Annotated in this window: 20 protein-coding genes; 12 read left to right on the top strand and 8 right to left on the bottom strand. The window is 73.6% G+C overall.

Going from position 1 to position 25567, the window contains the following annotated elements; all coding sequences use genetic code 11:
• Positions 1-444 carry an SRPBCC family protein gene (locus tag HL663_RS11765; RefSeq protein ID WP_173028560.1) on the bottom strand — a complete coding sequence of 148 codons (444 nt, stop codon included), beginning with the start codon at positions 442-444 and terminating at the stop codon, positions 1-3.
• A gap of 74 nt (positions 445-518) precedes the next feature.
• Between HL663_RS11765 and HL663_RS11760 the strand changes: the two genes are divergently transcribed.
• Both HL663_RS11760 and HL663_RS11755 read left to right on the top strand, forming a co-directional pair.
• On the top strand, positions 519-2309 hold the full coding sequence (locus HL663_RS11760; RefSeq protein ID WP_173028559.1) for an AMP-dependent synthetase/ligase: 1791 nt from the start codon (positions 519-521) through the stop codon (positions 2307-2309).
• The gene (locus tag HL663_RS11755; protein WP_173028558.1) at positions 2302-3690 is read left to right on the top strand and encodes a hypothetical protein; all 1389 of its coding nucleotides are present in this window, start codon (positions 2302-2304) and stop codon (positions 3688-3690) included. Before HL663_RS11760 ends, HL663_RS11755 begins: the two co-directional genes overlap by 8 nt.
• Here the strand turns inward: HL663_RS11755 and HL663_RS11750 are convergent.
• From HL663_RS11750 to HL663_RS11740, 3 genes are all read right to left on the bottom strand, one after another.
• On the bottom strand, positions 3647-4912 hold the full coding sequence (locus tag HL663_RS11750; RefSeq protein ID WP_173028557.1) for a serine/threonine-protein kinase: 1266 nt from the start codon (positions 4910-4912) through the stop codon (positions 3647-3649). The genes HL663_RS11755 and HL663_RS11750 overlap by 44 nt on opposite strands.
• A gap of 23 nt (positions 4913-4935) precedes the next feature.
• Positions 4936-5184, bottom strand: coding sequence for a hypothetical protein (locus HL663_RS11745; protein WP_286175571.1), 249 nt, complete (start codon positions 5182-5184; stop codon positions 4936-4938).
• A 90-nt stretch (positions 5185-5274) separates the two neighbouring features.
• Positions 5275-11610: an Ig-like domain-containing protein gene (locus HL663_RS11740; protein ID WP_173028556.1), complete on the bottom strand. Its 6336-nt coding sequence runs from the start codon at positions 11608-11610 to the stop codon at positions 5275-5277.
• A 188-nt stretch (positions 11611-11798) separates the two neighbouring features.
• Between HL663_RS11740 and HL663_RS11735 the strand changes: the two genes are divergently transcribed.
• The 4 genes from HL663_RS11735 (at position 11799) to HL663_RS11720 (ending at position 15312) form a co-directional block, all read left to right on the top strand.
• Positions 11799-13517 carry a DEDD exonuclease domain-containing protein gene (locus HL663_RS11735; RefSeq protein ID WP_173028555.1) on the top strand — a complete coding sequence of 573 codons (1719 nt, stop codon included), beginning with the start codon at positions 11799-11801 and terminating at the stop codon, positions 13515-13517.
• Positions 13518-13760: 243 nt separating this feature from the next.
• On the top strand, positions 13761-14162 hold the full coding sequence (locus HL663_RS11730; protein WP_173028554.1) for a VOC family protein: 402 nt from the start codon (positions 13761-13763) through the stop codon (positions 14160-14162).
• Between the two features lie 89 nt (positions 14163-14251).
• Positions 14252-15007 carry a dienelactone hydrolase family protein gene (locus HL663_RS11725; RefSeq protein ID WP_173028553.1) on the top strand — a complete coding sequence of 252 codons (756 nt, stop codon included), beginning with the start codon at positions 14252-14254 and terminating at the stop codon, positions 15005-15007.
• A gap of 23 nt (positions 15008-15030) precedes the next feature.
• Positions 15031-15312 carry an Lrp/AsnC family transcriptional regulator gene (locus HL663_RS11720; RefSeq protein ID WP_173028552.1) on the top strand — a complete coding sequence of 94 codons (282 nt, stop codon included), beginning with the start codon at positions 15031-15033 and terminating at the stop codon, positions 15310-15312.
• 21 nt (positions 15313-15333) lie between these two features.
• Here the strand turns inward: HL663_RS11720 and trpD are convergent, their stop codons facing one another.
• Together trpD and HL663_RS19155 are read right to left on the bottom strand one after the other, a co-directional pair.
• Positions 15334-16407: an anthranilate phosphoribosyltransferase gene (trpD, locus tag HL663_RS19160; protein ID WP_216842554.1), complete on the bottom strand. Its 1074-nt coding sequence runs from the start codon at positions 16405-16407 to the stop codon at positions 15334-15336.
• Between the two features lie 5 nt (positions 16408-16412).
• Positions 16413-16859, bottom strand: a complete 447-nt coding sequence (locus HL663_RS19155; protein ID WP_216842553.1) for a response regulator transcription factor — start codon at positions 16857-16859, stop codon at positions 16413-16415.
• 221 nt (positions 16860-17080) lie between these two features.
• Between HL663_RS19155 and ctaE the strand changes: the two genes are divergently transcribed.
• From ctaE to HL663_RS11685, 6 genes are all read left to right on the top strand, one after another.
• Entirely contained in the window at positions 17081-17665 is a 585-nt protein-coding gene (gene ctaE, locus HL663_RS11710; protein WP_173028551.1) for an aa3-type cytochrome oxidase subunit III, read from the top strand.
• A 53-nt stretch (positions 17666-17718) separates the two neighbouring features.
• A complete protein-coding gene (gene qcrC / locus HL663_RS11705) occupies positions 17719-18531 on the top strand; it encodes a cytochrome bc1 complex diheme cytochrome c subunit (RefSeq protein WP_173028550.1) in 813 nt (270 codons plus the stop codon).
• A gap of 43 nt (positions 18532-18574) precedes the next feature.
• Positions 18575-19720: a cytochrome bc1 complex Rieske iron-sulfur subunit gene (qcrA, locus tag HL663_RS11700; RefSeq protein ID WP_173028549.1), complete on the top strand. Its 1146-nt coding sequence runs from the start codon at positions 18575-18577 to the stop codon at positions 19718-19720.
• Between the two features lies 1 nt (position 19721).
• Positions 19722-21461, top strand: a complete 1740-nt coding sequence (qcrB, locus tag HL663_RS11695) for a cytochrome bc1 complex cytochrome b subunit (protein ID WP_173028548.1) — start codon at positions 19722-19724, stop codon at positions 21459-21461.
• Between the two features lie 82 nt (positions 21462-21543).
• A complete protein-coding gene (locus HL663_RS11690; RefSeq protein WP_173028547.1) occupies positions 21544-22971 on the top strand; it encodes a serine hydrolase domain-containing protein in 1428 nt (475 codons plus the stop codon).
• A complete protein-coding gene (locus HL663_RS11685; protein WP_173028546.1) occupies positions 22959-23312 on the top strand; it encodes a metallopeptidase family protein in 354 nt (117 codons plus the stop codon). Before HL663_RS11690 ends, HL663_RS11685 begins: the two co-directional genes overlap by 13 nt.
• Before the next feature lie 91 nt (positions 23313-23403).
• Here HL663_RS11685 and HL663_RS11680 read toward each other — a convergent pair whose 3' ends face one another.
• Together HL663_RS11680 and ctaD are read right to left on the bottom strand one after the other, a co-directional pair.
• Positions 23404-23817: a cytochrome c oxidase subunit 4 gene (locus tag HL663_RS11680; RefSeq protein WP_173028545.1), complete on the bottom strand. Its 414-nt coding sequence runs from the start codon at positions 23815-23817 to the stop codon at positions 23404-23406.
• A gap of 3 nt (positions 23818-23820) precedes the next feature.
• The gene (gene ctaD, locus HL663_RS11675) at positions 23821-25566 is read right to left on the bottom strand and encodes an aa3-type cytochrome oxidase subunit I (protein ID WP_286176058.1); all 1746 of its coding nucleotides are present in this window, start codon (positions 25564-25566) and stop codon (positions 23821-23823) included.
• Position 25567: the final 1 nt, after the last annotated feature.

Here is a 25567-nt window from a genome sequence, read left to right as displayed (position 1 = left end):
TCAGCCCTCGACGCGCTTCTTCAGCTCGCTCAGGGCGGCGTCGATGATGAGCTTCTCGGCCTTGCGCTTGAGCATCCCGATCATCGGGATGGTGAGGTCGACCTCGAGGTCGTAGGTGACCCGGGCGCCCGCGCCGACGGCCTCGAGCGTGTAGCTGCCGGTCAGGCCCTTGAGGAGCGAGGCCCGCACGAGGTGCCAGGAGATGACGCCGGTGCCGTCCTCGGCCACGGCCCAGTCGTACTCGAGGACGTACTGGTCCTTGATGGCGCCCGCGTCGAGGGTGAACTCGACCTGGTCGGCCCAGCCGTCGCCGTCCTCGGTGAGCACCGAGCACGCCTTGACCTGCTCGGCCCACTCCGGGTAGTCCTCGAACGCCGCGATGACGTCGAGCACCTCGCCCGGTGCGGCGGCGATCTCGATGGAGGAACGGGTGCGGTCGGCCATGGCACCGCAGGCTACCCGTAGCCCGGGGCCTAGAGTTGGGGGGCTTCCCCACCCGAGACCGAAGGAGTCCGACGGTGCACGAGACCTCCACGCCCCTCGTCCTGCCCGCGACGAACGAGGGCACGCTGGGAGACCTCCCGGCCCGTCTGGCCGCCGACCGACCTGGGCGCGTGGCGTTCTCGGTCCGCTCGGGCGCCGGGTGGACCGACGTCACGAGCGCCACCTTCGCCGCCGAGGTCGCCGCGCTCGCCAAGGGCTTCCTCGCCGCCGGCATCACCGTCGGTGACGTCGTGGGGATCATGAGCCGGACCCGCTACGAGTGGACCCTGGCCGACTTCGCGCTCTGGGCCGCCGGCGCCGTGCCCGTGCCGATCTACGAGACCTCCTCCGCCGAGCAGGTCGAGTGGATCCTCGGCGACTCCGGCGCCGTCGGCGTCCTCGTCGAGACCGAGGCCCACCTCGCGTCCATCGAGCGGGTCCGCGGGGGCCTGCCGGGCCTGACCCACGTCTGGGTCCTCGACCACGGCGACGTCGACACGCTGAGCCGCGACGGCGCCGACGTCGAGGACCGCGAGCTCGACGAGCGCCGCGCCGGCCTCGACCGCGACTCGCTGGCCACCGTCATCTACACCTCGGGCACCACCGGCCGCCCCAAGGGCGTCGAGCTGACGCACGGCAACTTCCTCACCCTCGCCGAGAACACGGCCGAGCAGATCGCCGCGGTCGTCAAGGGCGAGGGGGCGGCCACGCTGCTCTTCCTGCCGCTGGCCCACGTGTTCGCCCGCTTCATCGAGGTGCTGGCCGTCACCGCGGGGGTCCGGATGGGTCACTCCTCCGACCTCAAGACGCTCATGGACGACTTCGGCGCGTTCCGCCCGACGTTCGTCCTCGCCGTGCCGCGCGTCTTCGAGAAGATCTACAACTCGGCCGAGGCCAAGGCGGAGGCCGGCGGCAAGGGCAAGATCTTCGCCGGCGCGGCCGCCACCGCCATCGCCTGGTCCGAGGCCCTCGACACCGGGTCGGTGCCGCTCGGCCTCAAGGTGCGGCACGCCGTCTTCGACAAGCTCGTCTACGGCAAGCTGCGCGACGCGATGGGCGGCCGGGTCCAGTACGCCGTGTCCGGCGGCGCCCCGCTCGGCACGCGCCTCGGGCACTTCTTCCGCGGCATCGGCGTCTCGATCCTCGAGGGCTACGGCCTGACCGAGACCACGGCGCCGGCCTGCGTCAACCTCCCCGACGCCATGCGCATCGGCACCGTCGGGCCGCCGCTGCCCGGTGTCGACCTGCGGATCGCCGACGACGGCGAGATCTGCATCCGCGGCATCAACGTCTTCCGCGCCTACCGCGGCAACGACGACGCCACCCGCGAGTCCGTGCGCGACGGCTGGTTCCACACCGGCGACATCGGCGAGCTCGACGCCAAGGGCTACCTGCGCATCACCGGCCGCAAGAAGGAGATCCTCGTGACGGCCGGCGGCAAGAACGTCGCCCCCGCCGTGCTCGAGGACCGGCTGCGCGCCCACCCGCTCGTCAGCCAGTGCATCGTCGTCGGCGACGGCAAGCCGTTCATCGGCGCCCTCGTGACGCTCGACGACGAGATGTACCCGGGCTGGGCCGCCAACCACGGCCTCGAGGACCTGCCGTTCTCGAAGGCGAAGGACGACCCCCGCATCCACGACGAGATCCAGCGCGCCGTCGACGAGGCCAACACCGCTGTCTCCAAGGCGGAGTCGATCCGCAAGTTCGTCATCCTCGACTCCGACTTCACCGAGGAGTCGGGTCACCTCACCCCGTCGCTCAAGCTCAAGCGCAACGTCGTGATGCGCGACTTCGGCGACGAGGTCGACGCGCTCTACGGTGGCTGAGACGGCCGTCGGCCGCGCCCCCGCCGGGGTGCGGTCGACCCTGCCGGCGGTCGTCCTCGCCGTCGCGTGGCTCGCCTGGTTCGGCGTCGCGCAGTGGAGCGTCGTGCGCTTCCGGGTACCGATCCTGCTCGGCCTCACGGCCGGCACGGCGCTGCTCGCCTGGTGGCTCGTGCGCCGGGTGGAGGTGCCCCTCCCCCGCTGGCTCGCCCCGGTGCTCGTCCTCGGCTCGGTCGTGCTCACCCTCACCGTGCCGCTCTTCTCGTACCTGCGCGGCGGGTGGCTGACGGCCGCCCTCGTCGTGCTCTCGGTCGGCGGGGTCGCGCTCGCCGGCCTGCTGCTGGTCCGTGCGCCGTGGGGTCCGCCGGCCGTCCTCGGCGGCGCCGCCCTGACCCACACCGTGCTCGCGACCGTCGCGGTGCTCGGCGACCGCGCGCCGCGGATCGACGTCTGGGTGATCCTCCAGCAGGGCGCCGACGTCTCGGCCCGGTTCGGCAACGTCTACACCGCGCAGTGGACCGGCTCCCCCGGTGTGCAGGACCACTTCACCTACCTGCCCTGGATGATGGTCCTCACCGCGCCGGGGCGCTGGCTCGCCGGCGACGTGCGCTGGATGCTCCTCCTGTGGATGCTCGTCCTGCTCGCCGGGCTCTGGTACCTGGCCGGCGGGACCCCAGCGGGCCGCGTCCGGGCCGCCGCCGCGGCCGCCGTGCTCGTCGTCGTCCCGGGCACCATCACCCAGGTCGACCAGGCCTGGACCGAGCCGGTGCTCGCCGCCCTCCTCGTCTGGTGGGCCGCGCTGGTCCGCCGCGGCCACGCCTGGTGGGCCGTCGTGCCGCTCGCGCTGGCCTGCGCGAGCAAGCAGCACCTCGCCCTCGTCGCGCCGGTCCTGCTCGTCTGGCAGCCCTTCGGGTGGCGGCGCACGCTGGCCACCGGTGGCCTCGCCGGCGTCCTCGTCCTGCCGTGGCTCGTCGCCGACCCCGCGGCCTTCGTCGACGACACCGTGACGACCCTCCTCACCTTCCATCCCATCAAGTTCGCCAACACCTGGTACCTCTACTTCCTCAACGTCCACGGCGTGACGCTGCCGTTCGCCGTCACCGGGCTGGCGATGCTCGCCGCCGTGGGTGGGGCGATGTGGGCCGTGTGGCGCCGTCGGCCCCCGGTGGGCGAGGTGCTGCGGTGGGCCGCCCTCGTGCTCGCGGTCGCGAACCTCGTCAACAAGCAGGCGTTCTACAACCAGTTCTGGCTCGTCGCCGCGCTCGTCCTCGCGTCCGTCGTCGTCCCCTCGCGGACCGACGAGGTCGATCCGCCGGAGGATGTGCAGGCCCCGGACGGGCTCACCGAGCGAGGTCGTCCAGGCGTCGGCGCCACTGCCGGGTGAGCGCGTCACGGTCGAGCCCGACCACGGCGGGCAGGGCTGCGGCGCAGGCGCGTTCGGCCGCCTGCTCACCGTCGGTCGAGGCGCACGCCGTGAGCAGCCGGTCGAGCGCGGTCTCACCGCTGCCCTCGGCGATGAGCTCGACGGCCTGCCAGGCCGCGAGGTAGGTCACCTCGACCGACCCGGTGGCGGCGGCGAAGGCGCGGGCGTCCGGCAGGTCCCGAGGCGCGTCCCCGGCCCGCACGGCGGCGGCGAGCGGCGCGAGCAGGGCCGCGGCCGGCACGTCCGCCCGGGCGTAGCCGACGTGGTCGGCGTAGCCCTCCGCGAGCCAGACCGGCAGGTCGCCCGGCAGCGTGGCCCGGACCGCGACGTGCGCGAGCTCGTGGGTCAGCACGACGGCCCGCCCGGTCGGCGTGAGGCGTGCGTGCGCCGACGGGTCGAGCACCACGCGGTCGCCGGTCGACCGGCCGTCCTGCCCCGTCGGGCCGTCGGTGCTCGCCCCCACCTCCCCGGTCGGCGCGGCCCCGAGCAGTGCCTCGCCCTGCGCCGCGGTGGCCGGGGCGAGGACGAGCACGAGGGCCGGGGTGCGCGCCCACCGCCGGGCCAGGGCGGGCAGGCCCTCGTCGACCGTCCGCGCGGCGGTGGCGAGGTCGCCCGGCGGCAGGGTCCCGGCGACGACGGCGTGGGCGGTCCGGCGCACGACGAGGCCCGGCATCGCGACCCACGGGGGCGCCTGGCTGCCCGGGACCGGCGCCTGCGAGGCCACGCGCCAGCTGTCGCCGGTGCGCGCGAGGGCGTAGCGGGCGCTCGCGGTGCGGTCGCCGCGGTCGAGCCCGTCGAGGCGGTAGCGCAGCCCGACGTCGAGCGCCGACGGGTCGTCGACCGGGGCGGCGACGTCGTGCGCGAGGCGCACCGGCCGCAGCGCGCGGGCGGCGTCGAAGGCGGCGAGCTGGGCGCGGCCCGGGGCGCCGGTCGGGTCGGCCACGGTGGCGCGGAAGGCGTCCCGGTCACCCCGCAGGATCGCCGCGTCCCGGCGGGCGAGGAGGTCGTCGAGCGCCATCGCGAGGGCCGAGGCGTCCTCGGCCCCGCCCGCCGTCGTGGGGGGCGGCGTCGGCGCGGGTGTCGTGCCGACCGGCTGCGACCCGGTGCCCCCGGTGCATCCCGTGAGGAGCGCCAGCCCCAGCGCCGCCGCCGCGCTCCGGCGGGTCGGACGGAGGGCGGGCACCGCGCCATCGTACGGACGGGCCCTCAGCCGACGGCGCGGCTCCCCCGGCCCAGCCCGGGCTCGACCGTGGCCCGCACGGTGGCGGCGGTCTCGGCGTCGACGAGGCCGGCGCGGACGAGCCGGGTCACGACGGCCCGCTCCTCGGCGTCGAGGGCGCCGTCGGTGCGGGTGCCGGTGATGCTCAGCAGCACGGGCACCATGCAGTCGTCGCAGTGCAGCTCGCGCACCGGGCAGGTGCGGCAGTCGATGGTCATCACGTCGTCACGGGTCATGCGTCTCACCTCGTCCTCGTTGTCGTGACCGACGCTAGGGCCGACCACCGACAGGCCCCCGCGCCGCGAGGGCCCGCCGGCGCCCGGGCGCTACCAGTTGAGGCTGCCGCTCGTCCCGCCGCAGGAGGCTGTCACCGTGCCGGTGCCCCCGTAGAAGTTGTCGCTCTCCTTCGTGGCGTTGCCGCCCATCGTCAGGTTGCGCCAGCCGCTGACGGACCGCCCGTCGACGGAGAAGCTGCACGTGACCGACCCGCCGAGACCCGAGGTCCGCACGGCGATCCACCGGCAGCCCGCGCTCGTGCACGAGCCGTTGCCGGTGGCGCACGAGCGCTCGCCGCACGTGCTGCCCTTGAGGACGTCGACCGTCTTCGGGTCCGGGATCGACTCCCCGACCGGGCCGGCCCACGCGGACCAGCCCGCCTCCGACCTCGAGCGGACCTCGAGCCGGTAGGTGTTGCCGGGCGAGCCCGTGTAGCTGACCTGCGTGCGGTTGCCGCCGAAGGTCTGGTCGACGGCGCCACGGACCTGGACGTCGGTGATCCGCCGGCCGTTCTCCGGGAGGTTCCACGACCACGTGATGGTGTTGCCGCTGCGCGAGCTGCTGAGCCCGGTCGGCGTCAGCGTGTCGCCGTAGGGCTGCGCCGACGCCGAGCTGCGCACCGACTCCTGGGCACCGGAGTTCACCGTCCAGACGGTGATGGCGTACTGCTGCGTCGGGTTGGTGTCGAACGGCCCCACCGAGAACGTCTTCTGCGAGCCCGGGGCGCAGCCGCAGGCCACGGACCCGCTCTTGCCGCCTCCGGACCAGCGGATGGCGCTGAAGGAGCCGGCGCGCGGCTGGCCCACGCCGACCGTCAGCTGGATCTGCCGGTTCGCCGACGGCGTCGACGCCGTCACCGTGGGCGTCGACGGCTGCCCGACGGAGGTGAACGACGAGGAGTTGGTCTTCGGGCCCTCGAGGTCGGCGCCGTTGGTCAGCGTGGCGGTGTAGCGGTACTGGCGGCCGTCGTAGGGGATGACGACGGTCGCGCTGCGGTCGCCCGCACCGGTCTGCGCGGCGGCCGTCCAGCCACCGCCGTCGACGGACTGGTAGAGGGTGTAGCCCTTCGTCGGCGGGCCGTTGGGGCTGCCCTGGTCCCACGAGATGGTCAGGGTCGCCGAGTCGGCCGCGGGGCCGGGGCCGCTGGCCGCGATCCTCGGGGCGGGCAGCGCCGGCGGCGTGCCGGCCGACTGCATCGAGACGGCGGGTCCGAACGGGCCGGCGCCGAGCTCGTTCCACGCCTGGACCTGCACGTCCTGCTCGGCCATGTTGTCCAGACCGGTGACGGTGGCCTGCCGCTGCGGCGCGACGACGTCCTGGGTCTTGGTCTGCCCGGTCGAGGAGATGAGGCGCACGACGTACTTGCGCAGGGGGCTGCCCTCGTTGACCGGCTCGTCCCACGCGACGGTCAGGGTGCCGTCGCCGCGGTCGACCATCCGGACGCCCGTGACCGCGCGCGGCAGCGTGTCGGGGCGGACGGCGGCGCTCGCCGCCGACCGGTCGCCCTCTCCCACACCGTTGACCGCAGCCACGGTGAACCGGTAGTCCTTGCCGTTGGTCAGGCCCTGGATCGTGCAGGGCGAGGCCGTGCACGTCGAGCTGCCGGAGGAGCCGCCGGTCCAGCGGACGACGTAGGAGGTGATGGTGGAGCCGCCGTCGTACGTGGGCGGCAGCCACGCGACCCGGGCCTGGCCGCCGGCGTCGCGGTCGGCGACCGCCTGGACGCGACGGGGCGGGTCCGGGCGGCCGAGGAGGGTGACCGTGATGCGTCCGCGGGCGCTGCGCTTCGGACCGTCGCTGACGGTCACCGCGACCGCTGCCTTCTGCGAGGGACGGTCGCCGGCGGTCAGGGTGACGGAGCAGCCGGAGCGGGAGACCGTCAGACCGGTGCCCTGCTCGACGGCCGCGGCCGTCACCGTGCACTGCGGCTGCGGCAGAGGAGAGTCCAGGTAGGGGCGGAGGTCGACCGTGCGCGACTGGCCGGCCTCGAGGCCGTCGACGGTGACGGGCCGGACCCGCGCGGGCGGGAGCGGGTCGTCGGGTGCCTTCCCGTCGGCGCCGTCGGCTCCGTCGGCCCCGGCGGTGGCCTCGCGCCCGATGACGCGGACCGCGATCGTCGAGGGCTCCCGCAGCCCGGGCGCCGACACCTCGATGGCCCCTTCGCTGCTGCGCGCGCCGGTGTCGGCGTGGAGGGTGAGGCGGCGGTTGCCGTCACCGTCGACGCGCAGGTCGGCGTCCGGCTCCTCGCGCCACCGCGCGCTGAACTCCACGTCGTCGAAGGTCATCCCGACGGGCAGCCACGCGTGGCAGACGGTGGGGATGTCGACCGTGCGGTCCAGCCCGCCGGCCGTCACGGTCACGGCGCCGTCGGGGCAGCGCAGCAGCGGCACCAGGGGCCCGACCTGCACCGGGACCGAGACGTAGGCGGTGCCGAAGTCGGTCTGCCCGACCGCGCTCTGGTCGGTGACCTCCAGCATCACCGCCGCCGGGCCGACGTACCCGTTGGAGGAGGTCAGCTGCAGCGTGCGGTTGTCGACGAGCGTGACCGAGAGGTTCTCCGCCGGGGAGGCCGAGACCGTCGAGGCCGTCGTCACCGACACCACCCGCCCGCGCGGGGAGCGCACGTGGTCGGCCAGGTTGACGGTCTTGCTCGAGTCGGGGTCCATCTTCACCAGGGACCCGGCCACGACGAACGGCTGCCCGTTGGCGCCGGTCGGGACGTGGATCAGCGCCATCGCCCGCTCGCCGTCCTCGTCGACCACGACGTAGGGCACCGAGTAGGCGTGGTCGAGGATCTTCACCGACACGCGCCCGTCGGCGGTGACCTGCGCGTCCGGTGAGAGGACCTCGGCGATCTTCAGCGTCGCGGGGTCGGAGTCGACGTCGGTGTCGTTGGCCAGGGCGTCGACCACGCTCGAGGTCTCCCCCGGCTTCGGCGCCGCCACGTCGTCGTTCGCGACCGGCGGGTTCTTGTAGCCCTTGACCGGCCGGACGAGGATGCTCGCCCGCGACGGGTCGTACAGGCCGTCGCTGATGCCGTACGCCAGCTGGTGCACGCGGGCGGTGTCGTCGGGGACCTTCGTCCGCACGACGTGGTCCTCGTCGATGCGCCAGGCGCGCTGCGACTCAGGGGTGTTCAGCGACTCGGTGTCGACCTCGACGGAGTCGCCCCGGGCGATGAGGTCGTTGACGAGGGGCTTGACCGTGACGGTCTTGCCCGGCGCCGCGAACACCTCGTCGTCGACGGCGACGGGCGGCTGGGGGTCGCCCGGCTGGACGACGCCGACCCTGACGAACGCGCGGCTGGTCGCCCCGAACCGGTCGCGCACCTCGTAGGTGATGACCTCGGTGCCCGCGGCCAGCGGGAAGGACTCGTAGCGGATGGTCGTCGGCCCCACCCCGACGACGCGCCCCAGCGCGAGGTCGACCGGACCGTCGTCCGCCCCGACCACGCCCGTCAGGGTCACGCTGTCACCGTCGGCGTCGACCCCGAAGGTCGGGATGGTCATCGTCAGCGGGTCGCCGGCCGTCACGGTCGCCGTGAAGCTGCGCGCCACCGGCGACTGGTTGACCTGCTGCTTGCTCGGGAGCGGGTTGACCTGCACGCGCGCCCGCGCCGTCTGCGCCCGGCCCTTGCTGCCCTCGGCGTACGCGGCGTACTCGATCGTCACGAACTTCGCGGCCCGCAGCCCGCGGGCCTCCGGGACGTAGCGGACGACGTTCCCTGAGGCGAACGCGCGCTGGGCGTCGCCCTTGCTCACGACCTTGACCGAGTCGGGGTCCAGGCGCAGCGGGATGCCGTCGGCCATCGTGTCGTTGTCGAGCACCGGGATGCTCACGGTGTCGCCCTCGCGCACGGTGGCGGTGTCGTCCTCGACGAGCGGCACCGCGTCGTCGGCGGGCGGCTGCTGGAGCACCGACACCTCGCCGCGAACCTGCTGGGTGCCGTCGCTGACGGTGTACTGGACGGTCCCCCGGCGGCCGGTGCCGGCGTCGAGCGGCGCGGGCTCGGCGGCCTCGAGGCGCAGCCAGCGCCCCTGGTAGATCGAGGTCCTGACCCAGCCGGAGCCGGAGCCCGGGCCCGTCGACGCCGTGACGAGGACGTCGCCGCGGGGCGAGTAGTCGTTGGCGAGGACGTCGACCATCGCGGGGGCCTGGTCGTGCAGGGTCGCGTTGTCCGGCACCGCGACCGGGGGCGCACCCTCGGGCGGGGCGGTGAGGTCGACTCGGATGCGGCCCGGGGCGGCGCCCGCGCCCGTGACGGCCGAGTAGCTCAGCTCGAAGGTGCCGGCGGCGTTGCCGGTGACCGTGACGGTGCCGGTCGCGAGGTCGGTGTCGACCTGCAGCGGCCCGACGGGGCGCACCTCGGAGCGCAGCCGCAACGAGGCGTCAGGCTCCCCCGGGTCGGCGCCGGCGATGTCGTTGCCCAGCGGCTCGACCTGCAGCGGCTTGCCGACGACCCCGCGCACGGCATCCGGCTGGGTGGTGGGCGGCTGGAAGCGGACCTCGGGCCCGGTGCCGAGGACCTGGGCGTCGACGCTGCCCTTGGTCGAGCCGCCGCGCCCGTCGGTGACGACGTACCCGACCGGCTGGCGCCCCTCCTCGACGGGGGCCGTCAGCGTCACCCGTCCGGCCCCGTCGACGACCGCACCCTCGGCGTCGGCGCGCGCGGCGAGCGTGTCGTTCTCGGGGTCGCGCCAGTCGGCGAGCACCGGCACCGACAGGCGCTTGCCGGCGATGACCGGGTAGCGCCGCTGGGTGAGCTGGGCGCCCCCGGGTCGCAGCGTCGGCGCGGAGTTGACCTCGTCGCCGACGACGCGGACGGTGACCCGGCCGGCGCCCTTCGAGGTGACCTTGCCGTTGTTGACCTTGTACGAGAACTCGAGGGTCTGGCCGAGGGCGTCGGCGGGCACCGAGAGGTCGATGGCCTGCCCGTCGGACGACACCGTCGCGCTCGCCCCCTGGAGGGAGGGCGCGGTGACGTCGCGCTGGTCGATGGCCAGGACCGAGCCGGCGACGTCGGTGTCGTTGTCGAGGACGTGCAGCTTGCTGACCTTGCCCGGGCGCACCGTCTCGGCGTCGGCGACCGCCTTGGGGGGCTGGCGGGCCGAGGCCTCGTCGACGAGGTTCTCGTCCTTCTTCTGGTTCTTGTCGTCCTGGCGCGTCGGCGGGGTCAGCGCGTCCCAGTTGTCGATCTTCTGGGGCTTGTCCTCGAGGTCCCAGACGCCGCCGTTGTCGAGGTCGTTGAGGACGACGAGGCCGCGGTTGACGCGCAGCGCCACCCCGTCGCGGGTCGGCTGCTCGCCGTCGGCCGGGAGGGTCGCCGTCGGCTCGTCGCCCTCGCGACCGCAGTTCGCGCCGTAGAAGACGCGGCCCTCCTCCGCCCACGCGGCGTGGAGGCAGCCGCCGAGCACGACCGGTCGGCTGAGGAGCGTGGCGCCGGGGACCCGGTCCACCTGCTCCGCCACGGCGACGCCGCCGGGCGAGACACCGCCGTCGAGCGGCACCTGGACCGCACGGGCCGCGGACTGCACGACGACCGTGTCGGCCTCCGGCCCGGGCACCTGGAGGGCCGCGAGGCGGGCGCCGTCGGTCGTCACCTGCGCGTCGGTGCCGTCGGGCTTGGCGGCCGTGAACACCCGGTCGGAGGCCGGGTCGTAGGCGACCCAGCGCGCCCCCACCGCGGTGACGTCGGGGCTCGGCGAGCGCAGCGCCGTCGACACGACGACCGGGCGCGAGAAGCCGCCGGTGCTCGTCGGGGTGAGGGTCGTGACCTTGCCGTCCGCCCCGGAGACGACGTGGATGGCGCCGTCGATGCCGACGGCCACGGAGGCCTGGCGGCCGACCTTCGCCAGCGGCTTCGCGCCGGCCGCGACGCCGGGGAAGTCGGTGGTGCCGGCGCGGGGGTCGACGCGCTGGCCCCACACCGTGCCGCGGGCGGGGTCGAGCAGGGCGAGCGTGCCGCCGCGCAGGTCGACCGGGCTCGGGTGGAAGCCCTTCGTCGACCCGGGACCGGGCACGACGGCGACGGGGTCGCCGGCGGTCGACCCGGCGACGTCGAGGGCGGTGAGCTCCCCCGTGCCGGTGTCGAGGCCGAGGACGACCGCGCCGTCCTGGAGGACGTCGAGCCCGGCGCCGGGGGCGGCGTCGGTGGCGATGCCGGTGTCGAGCTGGCCGATCGGCACGTTGGCCTTGGCGTACTTGGCCTGCGCCCCGGAGCTGACCCAGACGCCGGCGTCGTTGAGGTCGGCCTCGTGCACCGTCGTGCCGTCGCTCGCGACCGCGGCGTAGCCGAGGCCCGAGGCGACGAGGACGACGGCGAGCAGGCTCGCGATGCGTCCCCTGGACCGACGCCCCCGGGCGCGCGCGCCACCGCCACGTGCCACTGGTGCCTCCCTCGTGCTTCCCCCGGTGCGTCCGGCCGGGGCCGACGCGACGTCGCCACACTGTAACCGCGCCGCGCAGCCGTCGGGCGCGGACGGGGTGGGGAGCACTCCCCGTCGCCGCGAGGGTCCCGGGGCCCGCCCCGCGCGCCTCGGGCGAGGTGTCGGTGGTCCGACCTACCGTTCGGGGCATGGTGATGGTCCAGGGCACGTTCGACGACCTGGGCACCCCGCTGTCGGGCGTCGACTTCGTCGTCGTCGACCTCGAGACCACCGGTGGCAGCCCGGCCGAGTGCGGCATCACCGAGATCGGCGCCGTCCGGGTCCGGGGCGGCGTCGTCGTCGGCGAGTTCCAGACGCTCGTCAACCCCGGCGAGCCCATCCCCGCGTTCATCTCGGTGCTCACGGGCATCACCGACGCGATGGTCGCCGGCTCCCCGCGCATCGAGACGGTGCTGCCGCAGTTCCTCGAGTTCGCGGCCGGGTCGGTCCTCGTCGCGCACAACGCCCGCTTCGACGTCTCCTTCCTCAAGGCGGCGGCGCTGCGCTGCGACCGCGAGTGGCCGGCCTTCCCCGTCCTCGACACCGTCCACCTGGCCCGCCAGCTCGTCCCCCGCGACGAGGTGCGCAACCACCGGCTCGGCACGCTCGCCGCCCACTTCGGCGCGACGACCACCCCGGACCACCGGGCGCTGCACGACGCCCGGGCCACGGTCGACGTCCTCCACGCGCTGATCGGCCGGGTCGGCAGCCTCGGCGTCCACTCCCTCGAGGAGCTCGTCGACTACACGGCGCGCGTCTCCCCCGCACGCCGCCGCAAGCGCCACCTCGCCGACGGACTCCCGGACGCCCCGGGCGTCTACCTCTTCAAGGACGGCGACGACCGCGTCCTCTACGTCGGCACCTCGGTGTCCATCCGCACCCGGGTCCGCTCCTACTTCACCGCGTCCGAGCACCGCCGCCGGATGGGCGAGATGGTCCGCCTCGCCGAGTCGGTCTCCCCCGTCGTCTGCGCGACGACCCTCGAGGCCGAGGTCCGCGAGCTGCGGCTCATCGCGCTGCACAAGCCCCGGTACAACCGCCGCTCGCGCCATCCCGAGAAGGCGCTGTGGGTCAAGCTGACCGTCGAGCCCTTCCCGCGCCTGTCCATCGTCCGCACGGTGGCCGACGACGGCGCGCGCTACGCCGGGCCGTTCGGGTCGCGGCAGGCGGCGGAGGCCGCGGTCTCGGCCGTCCACGAGGTCCTGCCGCTGCGCCAGTGCGTCGAGCGGCTCTCGCCCACCCGGCTGCGCTCGGCGTGCGCGCTCGCCGAGATGGGCCGGTGCGGGGCGCCCTGCACCGGGGCGCAGGGCGTCGAGGAGTACGCCGAGGTCGTCGCGCAGGCCGCGGCCCTGCTCGACGGGCACGCGCGCGGCCTGCTCACCGCGCTCCAGGACCGGATGGCGACCCTCTCCGGCGCCGAGCGGTTCGAGGACGCGCAGATGGTCCGCGACCGGCTCGTGGCGCTCGTCCGGGGCACGACGCGCAGCCAGCGCCTGCACCCCCTCGCCCGCATCCCCGAGCTCGTCGCCGCCCGGCGGTCGGTCACCGGCGGCTGGGAGGTCGTCTGCGTCCGCTACGGCCGGCTCGCGGGCAGCACCACCTCGCCGCGGGGCGCCGACCCGATGCCGTACATCGGCGCGCTGCGGGCCAGCGCCGAGGTCGTCGCCGCACCCGTCGCCCCCGCCACCGCGGCGACCGCCGAGGAGAGCGAGAAGGTCCTGCGCTGGCTCGAGGCCCCCGGGGTGCGCGTCGTCGACGTCGACGGCGACTGGACCTGCCCGGTCGCCGGCGCCGCTGCCGTGCGCGAGCAGCTCGAGCCCCTCGAGACCTCCCGCCGCCGCACCGCCGGCTTCGCCGGCGTCTCTTGACCCCGGCCTTCGTCCAGGGCCTCGGGAGGGGCCGCCCCGGGTGGCCGTCGCCGCCCGCACCCTGGCGTCGCTGGACACCCACGTCGGGTGGGCGGGCCGGCCCGGTCACGCCCGGCCATCTCCAGGAACGTGTGTGAAGAACGTCGGTAGGCCGACGTTCTTCACACACGTTCGGAGGAGGAGGGTGGGCGCCGAGGTCGATGCGGACGCCGTCCGTCCGGTTCTGGTCCTAACGTCGGGCCCATGACACCGAGACCGGTCCTCGACCTCGTCGTGCTCGACTGCCCCGACCCCCTCCGTCTGGCCCGCTTCTACGGCGAGGTGCTCGGCTGGGAGCTCGAGGACGACTCCGGCGCCGACTGGGCGACGCTCCTCCCGCCCGGCGGCGGCGTGGGGCCCGGCAGGCCCGACGGGCGGACGACGCTGGCCTTCCAGCGCATCGAGGACTGGGTCGCCCCGACCTGGCCGGGCGGCGCCCACCCCCAGCAGTTCCACCTCGACCTCTCCGTCGAGGACATCGACGCCGCCGAGCCGACCGTCCTCGCCGCCGGCGCGAGCGTGCACGCAGAGCAGCCGTCGTCGGACGGGGGCTTCCGGGTCTACCTCGACCCGGCCGGGCACCCCTTCTGCCTCGTCCGCGCCTGAGGCCCCCACCACGACAAGCCCGCACGTGCGGGGTCGTCGCCACCCACCCCGACCCCGCAGCGGGCAGGTCGCGGCGTAGCGTCGCCCCCGTGAGCGACCTCCACCTCGTCGACGTCCGCGTGCCCGGCGGCTCCGCCGAGGCCCACCTCTCCCTCCCGCCCTCCGGCCACGGCCCCGGCGTCCTGTTCGTCATGGACGCCATCGGCCTGCGCCCGCAGATCGCCGCGATGTGCGAGCGCATCGCCTCGTGGGGCTACACCGTGCTGGCGCCCAACGTCTTCCACCGCGAGGGCACCGCCGCCGAGCTCGCCCCGACCGGCGACCTGCGCACCCCCGAGGACCGCGACGCGTTCATGCAGCTCGCGATGCCCCGCGTCGGTCACCTGACGAGCGACCTCTCGCGCCCCGACGTCGCCGCCTACCTCGAGCACCTGCGCGGCCTCGACGCCACGGACGACGGCCCGGTCGGCGTCACCGGCTACTGCATGGGCGCGCGCATCGCCCTGCGGGCCGCCGGCGACCACCCCGACGTCGTCGCGGCCGTCGGCGGCTTCCACGGCGGCGGGCTCGTGACCGACGAGCCGGACAGCCCCCACCTCTCCCTCGCGACCGCGCGGGCCGAGCTCGTCCTCGGCCACGCCGACCACGACCGCTCGATGCCGCCGGAGGCCGTCGAGGCGCTCGGAGCGGCCGCCGCCGACGCCGGGCTCACGGCGCGCAACGAGGTCTACCCCGACGCACCCCACGGCTACTCGATGGCCGACACCGCCATGTACCAGGAGGCCGGGGCCGAGCGGCACTTCACCGAGCTGCGCGACCTGCTCGACCGGACCCTGCGCCCCTGACGGCCGCTGGCTAGGCTGGCCCGGTGATCACCGCCATCGTCCTCATCACCGCCGACGTCGACCGCATCCCCGAGGTCGCCCAGGAGATCGCCGACCTCGAGGGCGTGACCGAGGTCTACTCGGTCGCCGGCGACGCCGACCTCGTCGCGATGGTCCGCGTCCGCCAGCACGAGGCCCTGGCCGACGTCATCGCCGACCGGCTCAACAAGGTCACCGGCGTCACCGGCACGAACACGCACATCGCGTTCCGCACCTACTCCTCGCACGACCTCGAGTCGGCGTTCAGCCTCGGCCTCGAGGACTGACGCCCCCGCGGGCGCACCGCCTCAGGCGCCCGCGATCTCGCGGGTCGTCGCGACCCAGCGTTCGAGCAGCCCGGCCGCGGCGCCGGAGTCCAGCGCCTGCTGGGCCCGTCGCACCCCGGTGGCCAGGGCCGCCGTCAGCGCCTCGCGCGTCGGCTCCCCGTCGAGGCCCGTGGCGACGGCCAGGGCCATCCCGGCGTTGAGCACGACGGCGTCGCGGGGCGCACCCGCCTCGCCGGCGAACACCCGGCGGGCGACGTCGGCGTTGAAGGCGGGGTCCCCACCTCGCAGGGCCTCGACCGGCGCCGTGGCCACGCCGACCTCGGTCGGGTCGACCGCGAGCTCGGTGACGAGACCGTCCCGCACCCACCAGACCGTCGAGGTCGTCGCGAGGGTCAGCTCGTCGAGCCCGTCGTCGCCCCGGAACACCGCGGCCGCCCGCCCCCGCCCGGCGAACACGCCGGCGATGAGCGGCGCGAGGCGCGCGTCGGCGACCCCGACCGCGGCGTAGGTCGGCTGCCCGGGGTTGGTCAGCGGCCCGAGCGCGTTGAACGCGGTCCCGACACCCAGCCCCGAGCGCGCCTGCGCGGCGTGGCGCATCGAGGGGTGGAAGGCGTTCGCGAAGCAGAAGGTGATGCCGGCGCGCACCGCCACCTCGGCCACGCGCGCGGGCGCGAGGGAGAGGTCGACGCCGAGGGCCTCGAGGACGTCGGCCGACCCGGAGGACGAGGACGCCGCCCGGTTGCCGTGCTTGACGACCCGCAGGCCGGTCGAGGCGACGACGACCGAGGCCATCGTCGAGATGTTGACCGAGTGCATCCGGTCACCACCCGTGCCGACGATGTCGATGCTCTCGCCCGGCACCTCGATGCGGTTGGCGTGCGCGAGCATGACGTCGGCGAGGCCGCGCAGCTCGTCGACGGTCTCGCCCTTGGCCCGCAGCGCGACGAGGAAGCCCGCGAGCTGGACCGGCGAGGCCTCGCCGGACATCACCCTGTCCATCGCCCAGGCGGCGGCGTCGGTCGAGAGGTCCTCGCGCCGCAGCAGCGCCGCGAGGAGGTCCGGCCAGGTGTGCTCGGCGGTCGGGCTGGTGCTCACGCCGGTCAGCCGACGGTGGCCCGCCCGCGGGCCAGGCCGGCGATGGCCTCGGCGACCGCGATCGGGTCGAGGGGGTGCGGGACGGCGTCGTCGGCGAGCGACCAGCCCGCGAGCCACGCGTCCTGCGGGCGGCCGGTCAGCACGAGGATCGGCGGGCAGCGGAAGATCTCGTTCTTCAGCTGGCGACACAGGCCGAGCCCACCGACCGGGGCGGCCTCGCCGTCGAGGACGACGACGTCGAACCCGCCGGCGTCCATCGCCTCGATGACGGCCTCGGACGTGGCGCACTCCTGCCACGACGCCACCTCGACGTCGCGGGCCGGACGGCGGCCGGCCGCGGCGCGCACGGCGTCCCGGGTGGTGATGTCGTCGCTGTAGAGGAGGACGCGCACCCGGTGGATGCCGTCGGCGCTCGAGGTGGACGGGCCCGCGGGGGCGTGCGCATCGGTCATGACACGCATCGTAGCGAGACGCCCGCGTCGCGCCGGACCCGACCGCTCGGCGGGAACACGGCACCGGCACGAGGCGTTGTCGAGCCTTTCGGGGGGTCGCCTCGTCACACCCCCTCCGGTGTCGGCATAATGCGTCCGTGGCGACTTCTGCAGCAGCTTCGGTCAAGAACGCGGGACCGGTCCCGTCCATCCCCGGCTCCGGCCCCGCGACGCGGCCGAACATGGTGGCCGTCGGGACGATGGTCTGGCTCTCCAGCGAGCTCATGTTCTTCGCGGCGCTCTTCGCGTTCTACTTCACCCTGCGCGGGCACCTGCCCGACATGTGGGCGGAGGAGAGCGCGATCCTCAACGTGCCGTTCGCCACGGCCAACACGATCATCCTCGTCGTCTCGTCGGTGTGGTGCCAGCTCGGCGTCCTCCAGGCCGAGCGCGGCGTCGCCGCCCGCCCAGCCGGCACCCCCCTGACGAAGGTCAGCGCGTGGGGCATGCGCGAGTGGTACGTCGTCACCTACCTCTTCGGCGCCGTCTTCATCGCGGGCCAGGTCCTCGAGTACGCCACGCTCGTCACCGAGGGCGTCACCCTCTCCTCCGACTCCTACGGGTCGATCTTCTACCTCGCGACCGGCTTCCACGGGATGCACGTGACGGGTGGCCTCATCGCCTTCCTGCTCATCATCGGCCGCACGTTCACGACCCGCCGCTACAGCCACGCGCAGGCCACCGGCGCCGTCGTCACCTCGTACTACTGGCACTTCGTCGACGTGGTCTGGATCGCCCTGTTCCTCATGATCTACGTCCTCAGATAAGTTCTCCCGCACGCCGACTCGACACGTAACGCAGCAGACGACAGGAACTCTCCGTGAACGCACTGGCAGCCCGCCGCCGGCATCCCGCAGCGATCGCCGTCCTCCTCATGATCGGCCTGTTCCTCACGGGGGCCGTGTACGCCGCGGTGGCCCCGGAGCCCGCCGACGCGACGACCCAGGCGCTGCCCGCCCAGTCGGTCGCCGAGGGCAAGGCGCTCTTCCGCGCGAACTGCGCCTCCTGCCACGGCCTCAACGCCGAGGGCCGCCAGACCGGCACCGGCGACCAGATCGCGGGCCCGCCGCTCGCGGGCGTCGGCGCCGCCGCCGTCGACTTCCAGGTCGGCACCGGCCGCATGCCGATGACCCAGCCCGGCGTCCAGGCCGCCCGCTCCGACGACGTCAAGTTCACCGACGAGCAGATCGCCTCGATGGGCGCCTACATCGCCTCCCTCGCCCCGGGCCCCTCGGTCCCCTCGGACGAGGCCGTCGACCCGACCAAGGGCGACGCCGCGGTCGGTGGCGAGCTGTTCCGCGTCAACTGCGCCATGTGCCACAACTTCGCCGGCTCCGGCGGCGCGCTGACCCGCGGCAAGTACGCCCCCTCGCTGCGTGACGTCTCCGGCAAGCACATCTACGAGGCGATGGCCACCGGCCCGCAGAGCATGCCGGTGTTCAACGACGCCAACATCACGCCCGAGAGCAAGCAGGACATCATCGCCTTCCTCGACACGCTCAACAAGGAGGAGAGCCCCGGGGGTCTGACCCTCGGCTCCCTCGGCCCGGTCACCGAGGGCCTCTTCGCCTGGGTCTTCGGTCTCGGCATCCTCGTGGGCTGCGCCGTCTGGCTCGGCTCCAAGGCCGCCTGACCCCCTCACCGTTCCCTTCCGTCGACGACAGATCGGTACCCCGATGAACGAGCAGGACCCCCACACCCCCGGCACCGAGGTGACCCCGACCGGGTCCCACGGTGAGGCCGTGCGCCTCGACGAGGGCCACGTCGTCGGGACCGGCGGCCTCCCGGACCGCTTCACCAACCCCGGTCTCCCCCACCACGTGCCGCGGATGGCCGACCTCGACGAGTCCGCCGCCAAGCGCGCCGAGAAGCAGGTCGCGGTGCTCTTCGGCGTCTCGATCCTCGGCACGCTGCTCTTCATCGTCCTGTACTTCGCCCTCGACGTGGACCAGAGCGTGTTCATCCCGGGCATCGGGGCGACGAGCGCCACGAACGCCGGCCTCGGCATCGCCCTGGCCCTCAGCCTCCTCGGCATCGGCCTCGGCGCCGTGCACTGGGCCAAGACCCTCATGCCCGACGAGGAGGTCGTCGAGGAGCGCCACCCGCTGCGCGCCGCCGACGCCGACCGCGCCGAGGTCGTCCGGGTCATCACCGAGGAGGGCGGCAAGTCCCAGATCACCCGCCGCCCGCTGCTCAAGATGACGATGGGCGGCGCCCTCGGCCTCTTCGCGGTCCCGCTCGTCCTCCAGGTCGGCGGCTCCCTCGGCGAGCTGCCGAAGAAGAGCCTCTCGCTCACCTGGTGGAACGGCGGCCCCAGCGGCCCCGGCGAGGAGCCCACCTTCAAGCCGATGCGCCTCATGAAGGACCCCGAGAACCAGCCGATCAAGGCCTCGGACGTCACGATCGGCTCCGTCTACCACGTCATGCCCGACGGCCTCCTGCCCAACCCGGAGACGGGTGACGGCGGCGCCGAGCACCTCCTCGAGGAGAAGGCCAAGGCCGCCGTGCTCCTCATGCGCCTGGACCCGGCCCAGATCCGCTCCCAGAAGGAGCTCGACTGGGGCTACCAGGGCATCGTCGCCTACTCGAAGATCTGCACCCACGTCGGCTGCCCGGTCGGCCTCTACGAGCAGCAGACGCACCACCTGCTGTGCCCGTGCCACCAGTCGACCTTCGACGTGACCCAGGACTGCAAGGTCATCTTCGGTCCTGCGAAGCGTCCGCTGCCACAATTGAAGATCACCGTCGACGACGAGGGCTACCTCGTCTCCGCACAGCCGTTCCGCGAAGCGGTCGGCCCGAGCTTCTGGGAGCGTGGCTGACATGACCACGACCGCGAACCAGCGTCCGGCGGACGCCCTGCGCACCGGTGACGGGCCGCGCCACGTCGCGCCGTCCGCCGGCGCGAAGAAGATCGGCGGCCTCGCCGGCTGGGTCGACGACCGCACGGGGGCCGCCAAGCCCGTCGGCTACCTCATGAAGAAGGTCTTCCCCGACCACTGGTCCTTCATGCTCGGCGAGATCGCCATGTACTCGATGATCATCTGCCTGATCACCGGGGCCTTCCTCACCTTCTGGTTCGTCCCGAGCGCCGGCCACACGGTCTACGACGGCTCGTACGTGCCGCTGCGCGGGGTCCAGATGTCCGAGGCCTACGCCTCGACGCTCAACATCTCGTTCGACATCAAGGGCGGCCTGATCATCCGCCAGATCCACCACTGGGCCGCGCTGATGTTCGTCGTCGCGCTCGTGGTCCACATGTTCCGGGTGTTCTTCACCGGCGCCTTCCGCAAGCCGCGCGAGATCAACTGGGTCATCGGCTCGGTCCTGGCGCTCCTCGCGATCGTCGAGGGCTTCGCCGGCTACTCCCTCCCGGACGACCTGCTCTCCGGCACCGGCATCCGCGCGATGGCGGGCTTCGTCCAGACGGCGCCGGTCATCGGCTCCTACCTGGTCTACGGCATCTTCGGCGGGCCCTTCCCCGGCGAGATGATCATCCCCCGCCTGTACTCGGCGCACGTGCTGCTCATCCCGGCCATCCTCATCGGCCTGTTCACGGCGCACATCGCGCTCGTGGCGCTGCAGAAGCACACCCAGTTCCCCGGCCCGGGCCGCACCAACAGCAACGTCGTCGGCTACCCGGTCATGCCGGTCTACGCCGCCAAGGCCGGTGGCTTCTTCTTCATCGTCTTCGGTGTCCTCGCCCTCATCGCGGCGCTCGTCCAGATCAACCCGGTGTGGGCCTACGGCCCCTACGACCCCTCGCCGGTGACGGCCGGGTCGCAGCCCGACTGGTACATGGGCTTCGCCGACGGCGCGCTGCGCCTGCTGCCCGGCTGGCTGGAGTTCACCGTCTTCGGCTTCACCGTGTCGATGAACATCTTCCCCGGCGCGCTAATCCTCCTGCCGCTGGTCTACGTCATCCTCGGCGCCTACCCGTTCGTCGAGCGCTGGGTCACCGGTGACGAGCGCGAGCACCACCTGCTCGACCGCCCGCGCAACGCCCCGGTCCGCACCGGTATCGGCATGGCCGGCATCACCGCCTACACGGTGCTGCTCTTCGCCTCCGGCAACGACATCATGGCGATCAAGCTCGGCATGTCGATCAACGACCTCACGTGGTTCTTCCGCATCGGGTTCTTCGTCCTGCCGGTCGTCGTCTTCTGGGTGACCAAGCGGGTCTGCCTCTCGCTCCAGCGCCGCGACCGCGACACGGTCCTGCACGGGCGCGAGTCCGGCACGATCGTCCGCACCCCCGACGGCCGCTTCTTCGAGCGCCACGAGGCCGGGCTGCCCGAGGACCAGTGGATCCTCGTCCAGCACGAGGCCGTCGCTCCGCTCGAGCTCGAGCCCGAGGTCGACGAGCACGGGGTCGCCCGCCCGGCCGCCCGCAAGGACCGGATGCGCGCCCGCCTCTCGAAGTTCTACTTCCAGGACGCGGTCAACCCGGTCACCCCGGCCGAGCTCGCGGCCGCGCACCACCACGGCCACGAGACCGAGGCCCTCGAGGGCTCGCAGGCCGCCGGCGAGATCGAGTCGCCCGAGAAGGCCGGCCGCTACTGACGCGCACCGCCCGCACGACCGAGGCCGCACCCGCCCGCCGGGTGCGGCCTCGTCGTGTCCGGGCCCGCCTAGGCTGGGGGACGTGACGACGTCGGCACCGGTCCCCCTCCCCCGCAGCCGTCCCGAGGACGCCGGGGTCCCGCCGGCCGCGCTCGAGGCGCTGCTCGAGCGGTGGGAGCGGGTCGGCGTCGAGGCGCACGGTCTCGTCGTCCTGCGCCAGGGGGCGGTGCTCGCGCAGGCCGACTGGGCGCCGTACACGCCCGACGGCATCCGGCTCGTCTACTCGGTGAGCAAGACCTTCACCGCCTGCGCCGTCGGCTTCGCCGTCGCCGACGGCCTGCTGCGCCTCGAGGACCGCCTCGTCGACCTCTTCCCCGAGGCCGCGCACCTCGCCGGTTCCCGGGCCTCGACCCTCACCCTTCACCACGTCCTGTCGATGTCGACCGGCCACCGCACCGACACCCTCACGTGGCGCGGGCTCGACGAGGCCGGCTTCGCGGCGCAGTTCCTCGCGGTCGAGCCCGAGGAGGAGCCGGGGTCGTGGTTCGTCTACCACAACGGCGCCACGCTCATGGCGGCGCTGGCCGTCCAGCGGGCCACCGGGCAGCGGCTGCTGGACCACCTGCGCCCCCGCCTGCTCGACCCGCTCGGCGTCGGCGCGGCCGCGTGGCAGGGCAAGGACGGGCTCGACCTGGGCTACTCCGGCCTCCACGTGACGACGGAGGCGCTGGCCCGGCTCGGCGAGCTCCTGCGCCTGGACGGCGTGTGGGAGGGCCGGCGCATCCTGCCCGAGGGCTGGGTCGAGCGGATGACCTCCGTCCACGTCGACACCGCCTCGCACCCCGAGAACGTCGACTGGCAGCAGGGGTACGGCTACCAGGTGTGGCGATGCCGCCACGACGCCTACCGGGCGGACGGCGCGTGGGGGCAGTTCTCGGTCGTGCACCCGCCCTCCGGGCTCGTGCTCGCGGTCACCTCGACCGCCACCGACACGCAGGCCCTGCTCGACGCCGTGTGGGAGGAGCTCCTGGCAGCGCTCTCCCCCGAGCCGCTCCCCCACGACGACGATGCCATCGCGCGCCTCGAGGAGCGCCTCTCGGGCGCCCGGCTGGAGCCGGTGGTTTCCGACGACGCCGCCGGCGGTCACGGCCGTCAGGCGCCGCCCACGGCCCGGCACGAGCCGGACGAGGACCACCCCTCGCTGCGCTCGCTCGCCGTTCGCGCCACCGGGGACGCCGCGGCCCCGTGGGAGCTGACCGTCGACGACGGCGCCTCCCTCGTCCTGGCGGCCGGCGACGGCACCTGGGCCGGCGACGGGCCGTGGTCCGCCTCGGCCGGCTGGACCGCCCCCGGTGTCTTCGAGGCGGTCGTCGTCGCCCGCGAGACCCCGCACGTCCTGCACCTGCGCGCCCAGGACGGCCGCCTCACCGCCACGTGGAACGGCCGCCCCCTCGGGTGGCCGGCCCTCGTCGCCCTGCGCGCGCCCCGGGAGGACGCGTGGACGCCCTGACCCCCGAGCACTTCGACACCATCGTCGAGGACGCACTCGACGAGGTGCCCGAGGAGCTGATGTCGATGCTCGACAACGTCGTCTTCCTCGTCGAGGACGAGCCGCCCGCCGACGACCCCGAGCTGCTCGGCGTCTACGACGGCATCCCGCTGACCGAGCGCGGCGACGGCTGGGGCGCCGGCGCCCTGCCGGACCGGATCGTCCTCTTCCGCGGTCCCCTGACCCGGATGTGTGCCGACCTCGAGGAACTGACCGACGAGATCGCCGTCACCGTCGTCCACGAGTTCGCCCACCACTTCGGGATCGACGACGACGCCCTGCACGAGCTCGGCTGGGGCTGAGCCGCGCCCGCGACCCCACGCCCGTCGCGCGGACACGACGAGGGCCGCCCGGGAGATCCCGGGCGGCCCTCGTCGTGGTTGCCTGCGGCGCTCAGAGCGCGTTCGGGCCCTTCCAGTACTCGAAGGTCCAGCCGACGAGCGCGGGGATCGCGAAGAACGCGCCGATGATGAACAGCCACCAGCCGACCGCGAGGCCGAGGAAGCAGACCGCCGCGGCGCCCGCGAGGAAGAGCGGCTGCCAGCTGTGCGGGCTGAAGAAGCCGTACTCGCCCTGGATCTCGTCGATCTCACCCAGCGGGTCGTCCGCCGGGTCGCGGTCCAGGCGCCGCCGGGTCATCCAGAGGTACCAGGCGATCATCATCCCGAGCAGGCCGCCGAGGATGAGGCCGATCGTGCCGACCCACTCGGTGCCGAGGACCGTGGAGGACGTCCACGTGCCGTAGATGGCCGCCATGATGAACGCGAACACGCCGATGAGCATGCCGATCCGTTCCATCGCCCGCATGGCTCAGGCCTCCTTGTTCTTCTCGTCGACGAGCGCCTCGCCGTGCAGGTCGGCCGGGCCGAGGGCGGCGACCAGCCCGCTGTCGGAGCTGTGCGCGGCGTCGTGGACACCGGCCACCGCGGCCTCCGGGTGGTGCAGGTCGAACGCGGGGCGCTCGGAGCGGATCCGCGGGATCCGGTCGAAGTTGTGCCGCGGCGGCGGGCAGGACGTGGCCCACTCGAGCGAGGCGCCGTAGCCCCACGGGTCGTCGGTCTCGACGAGCGGCGCGTAGCGCCACGTCTTCCAGACGTTGTACATGAACGGCAGCATCGAGGCGCCGAGGAGGAACGCGCCGGCGGTGGAGATCTGGTTGCCGAGCGTGAACCCGTCCTCGGGCATGTAGTCCGCGTAGCGGCGGGGCATGCCCTGCGCACCGAGGATGTGCTGCACGAAGAAGGTGAGGTGGAAGCCGAGGAACAGCATCCAGAAGTGGATCTTCCCGAGCTTCTCGTCGAGCATGCGGCCGGTGAACTTCGGCCACCAGAAGTAGAACCCGGCGAACATCGCGAAGACGACGGTGCCGAACACGACGTAGTGGAAGTGCGCGACGACGAAGTAGCTGTCGGAGAGCTGGAAGTCCAGCGCCGGGCTCGCGAGGATGATGCCGGTCAGGCCACCGAAGAGGAAGGTGACGAGGAAGCCCAGCGCCCAGAGCATCGGCGTCGAGAAGTCGAGCTTGCCGCCCCACATCGTGCCGATCCAGTTGAAGAACTTCACGCCCGTGGGGACCGCGATGAGCATCGTCATGATCGCGAAGAACGGCAGGAGCACCTGGCCGGTCACGTACATGTGGTGGGCCCAGACGCTGACCGAGAGCGCCGCGATGGCGATGGTCGCGTAGACGAGGGTCTTGTAGCCGAAGATCGGCTTGCGCGAGAACACCGGGAGGATCTCGGAGATGATCCCGAAGAACGGCAGCGCGATGATGTAGACCTCCGGGTGCCCGAAGAACCAGAAGATGTGCTGCCACATGATGGCGCCACCGCTGGCCGGCTCGAAGATCTGTGCCCCGAACCTCCGGTCGGCGCCGAGCGCGAAGAGCGCGGCGGCCAGGGCCGGGAAGACGAGGATGACGAGGATCGAGGTGACGAGCACGGTCCACGAGAAGATCGGCATCCGGAACATCGTCATGCCGGGCGCGCGCATCGTGAGGATCGTCGTGATGAAGTTGACGGCGCCGAGGATGGTGCCGAAGCCACCGAGCGCGAGGCCGAAGACCCAGAGGTCACCGCCGATGCCGGGGCTGTAGGCGTTGTCCGACAGGGGCGCGTAGGCGAACCAGCCGAAGGCGGCGGCGCCGTTCGGGGTGATGAAGCCCGCCGCGGCGATGAGGCCGCCGAAGAGGTAGAGCCAGTACGCGAACATGTTCAGCCGCGGGAACGAGACGTCGGGCGCCCCAATCTGCAGCGGCATGAGCGCGTTGGCGAACCCGGCGAACAGCGGCGTCGCGAAGAGCAGCAGCATGATCGTGCCGTGCATCGTGAACAGCTGGTTGTACTGGTCCGGGTTGTCGACGACCTGCAGGCCCGGCTCGGCGAGCTCGGCGCGGATGAGCAGCGCCATGACGCCGCCGATGAGGAACCACGCGAAGGAGGTGATGAAGTACAGGTTGCCGATGACCTTGTGGTCGGTCGTCGTCACCCACTTGACGACGGTGGCACCGGGCGAGAGCCGGCGGGTGCGCTGGCGGACCCCCGCCTCGCGCAGCATC

This window comes from Arthrobacter sp. NEB 688, assembly GCF_013201035.1.
In the GTDB taxonomy this organism is placed as follows: Bacteria; Actinomycetota; Actinomycetes; order Actinomycetales; family Dermatophilaceae; genus Phycicoccus.
This window is presented reverse-complemented; position numbering and strand designations above follow the sequence as displayed.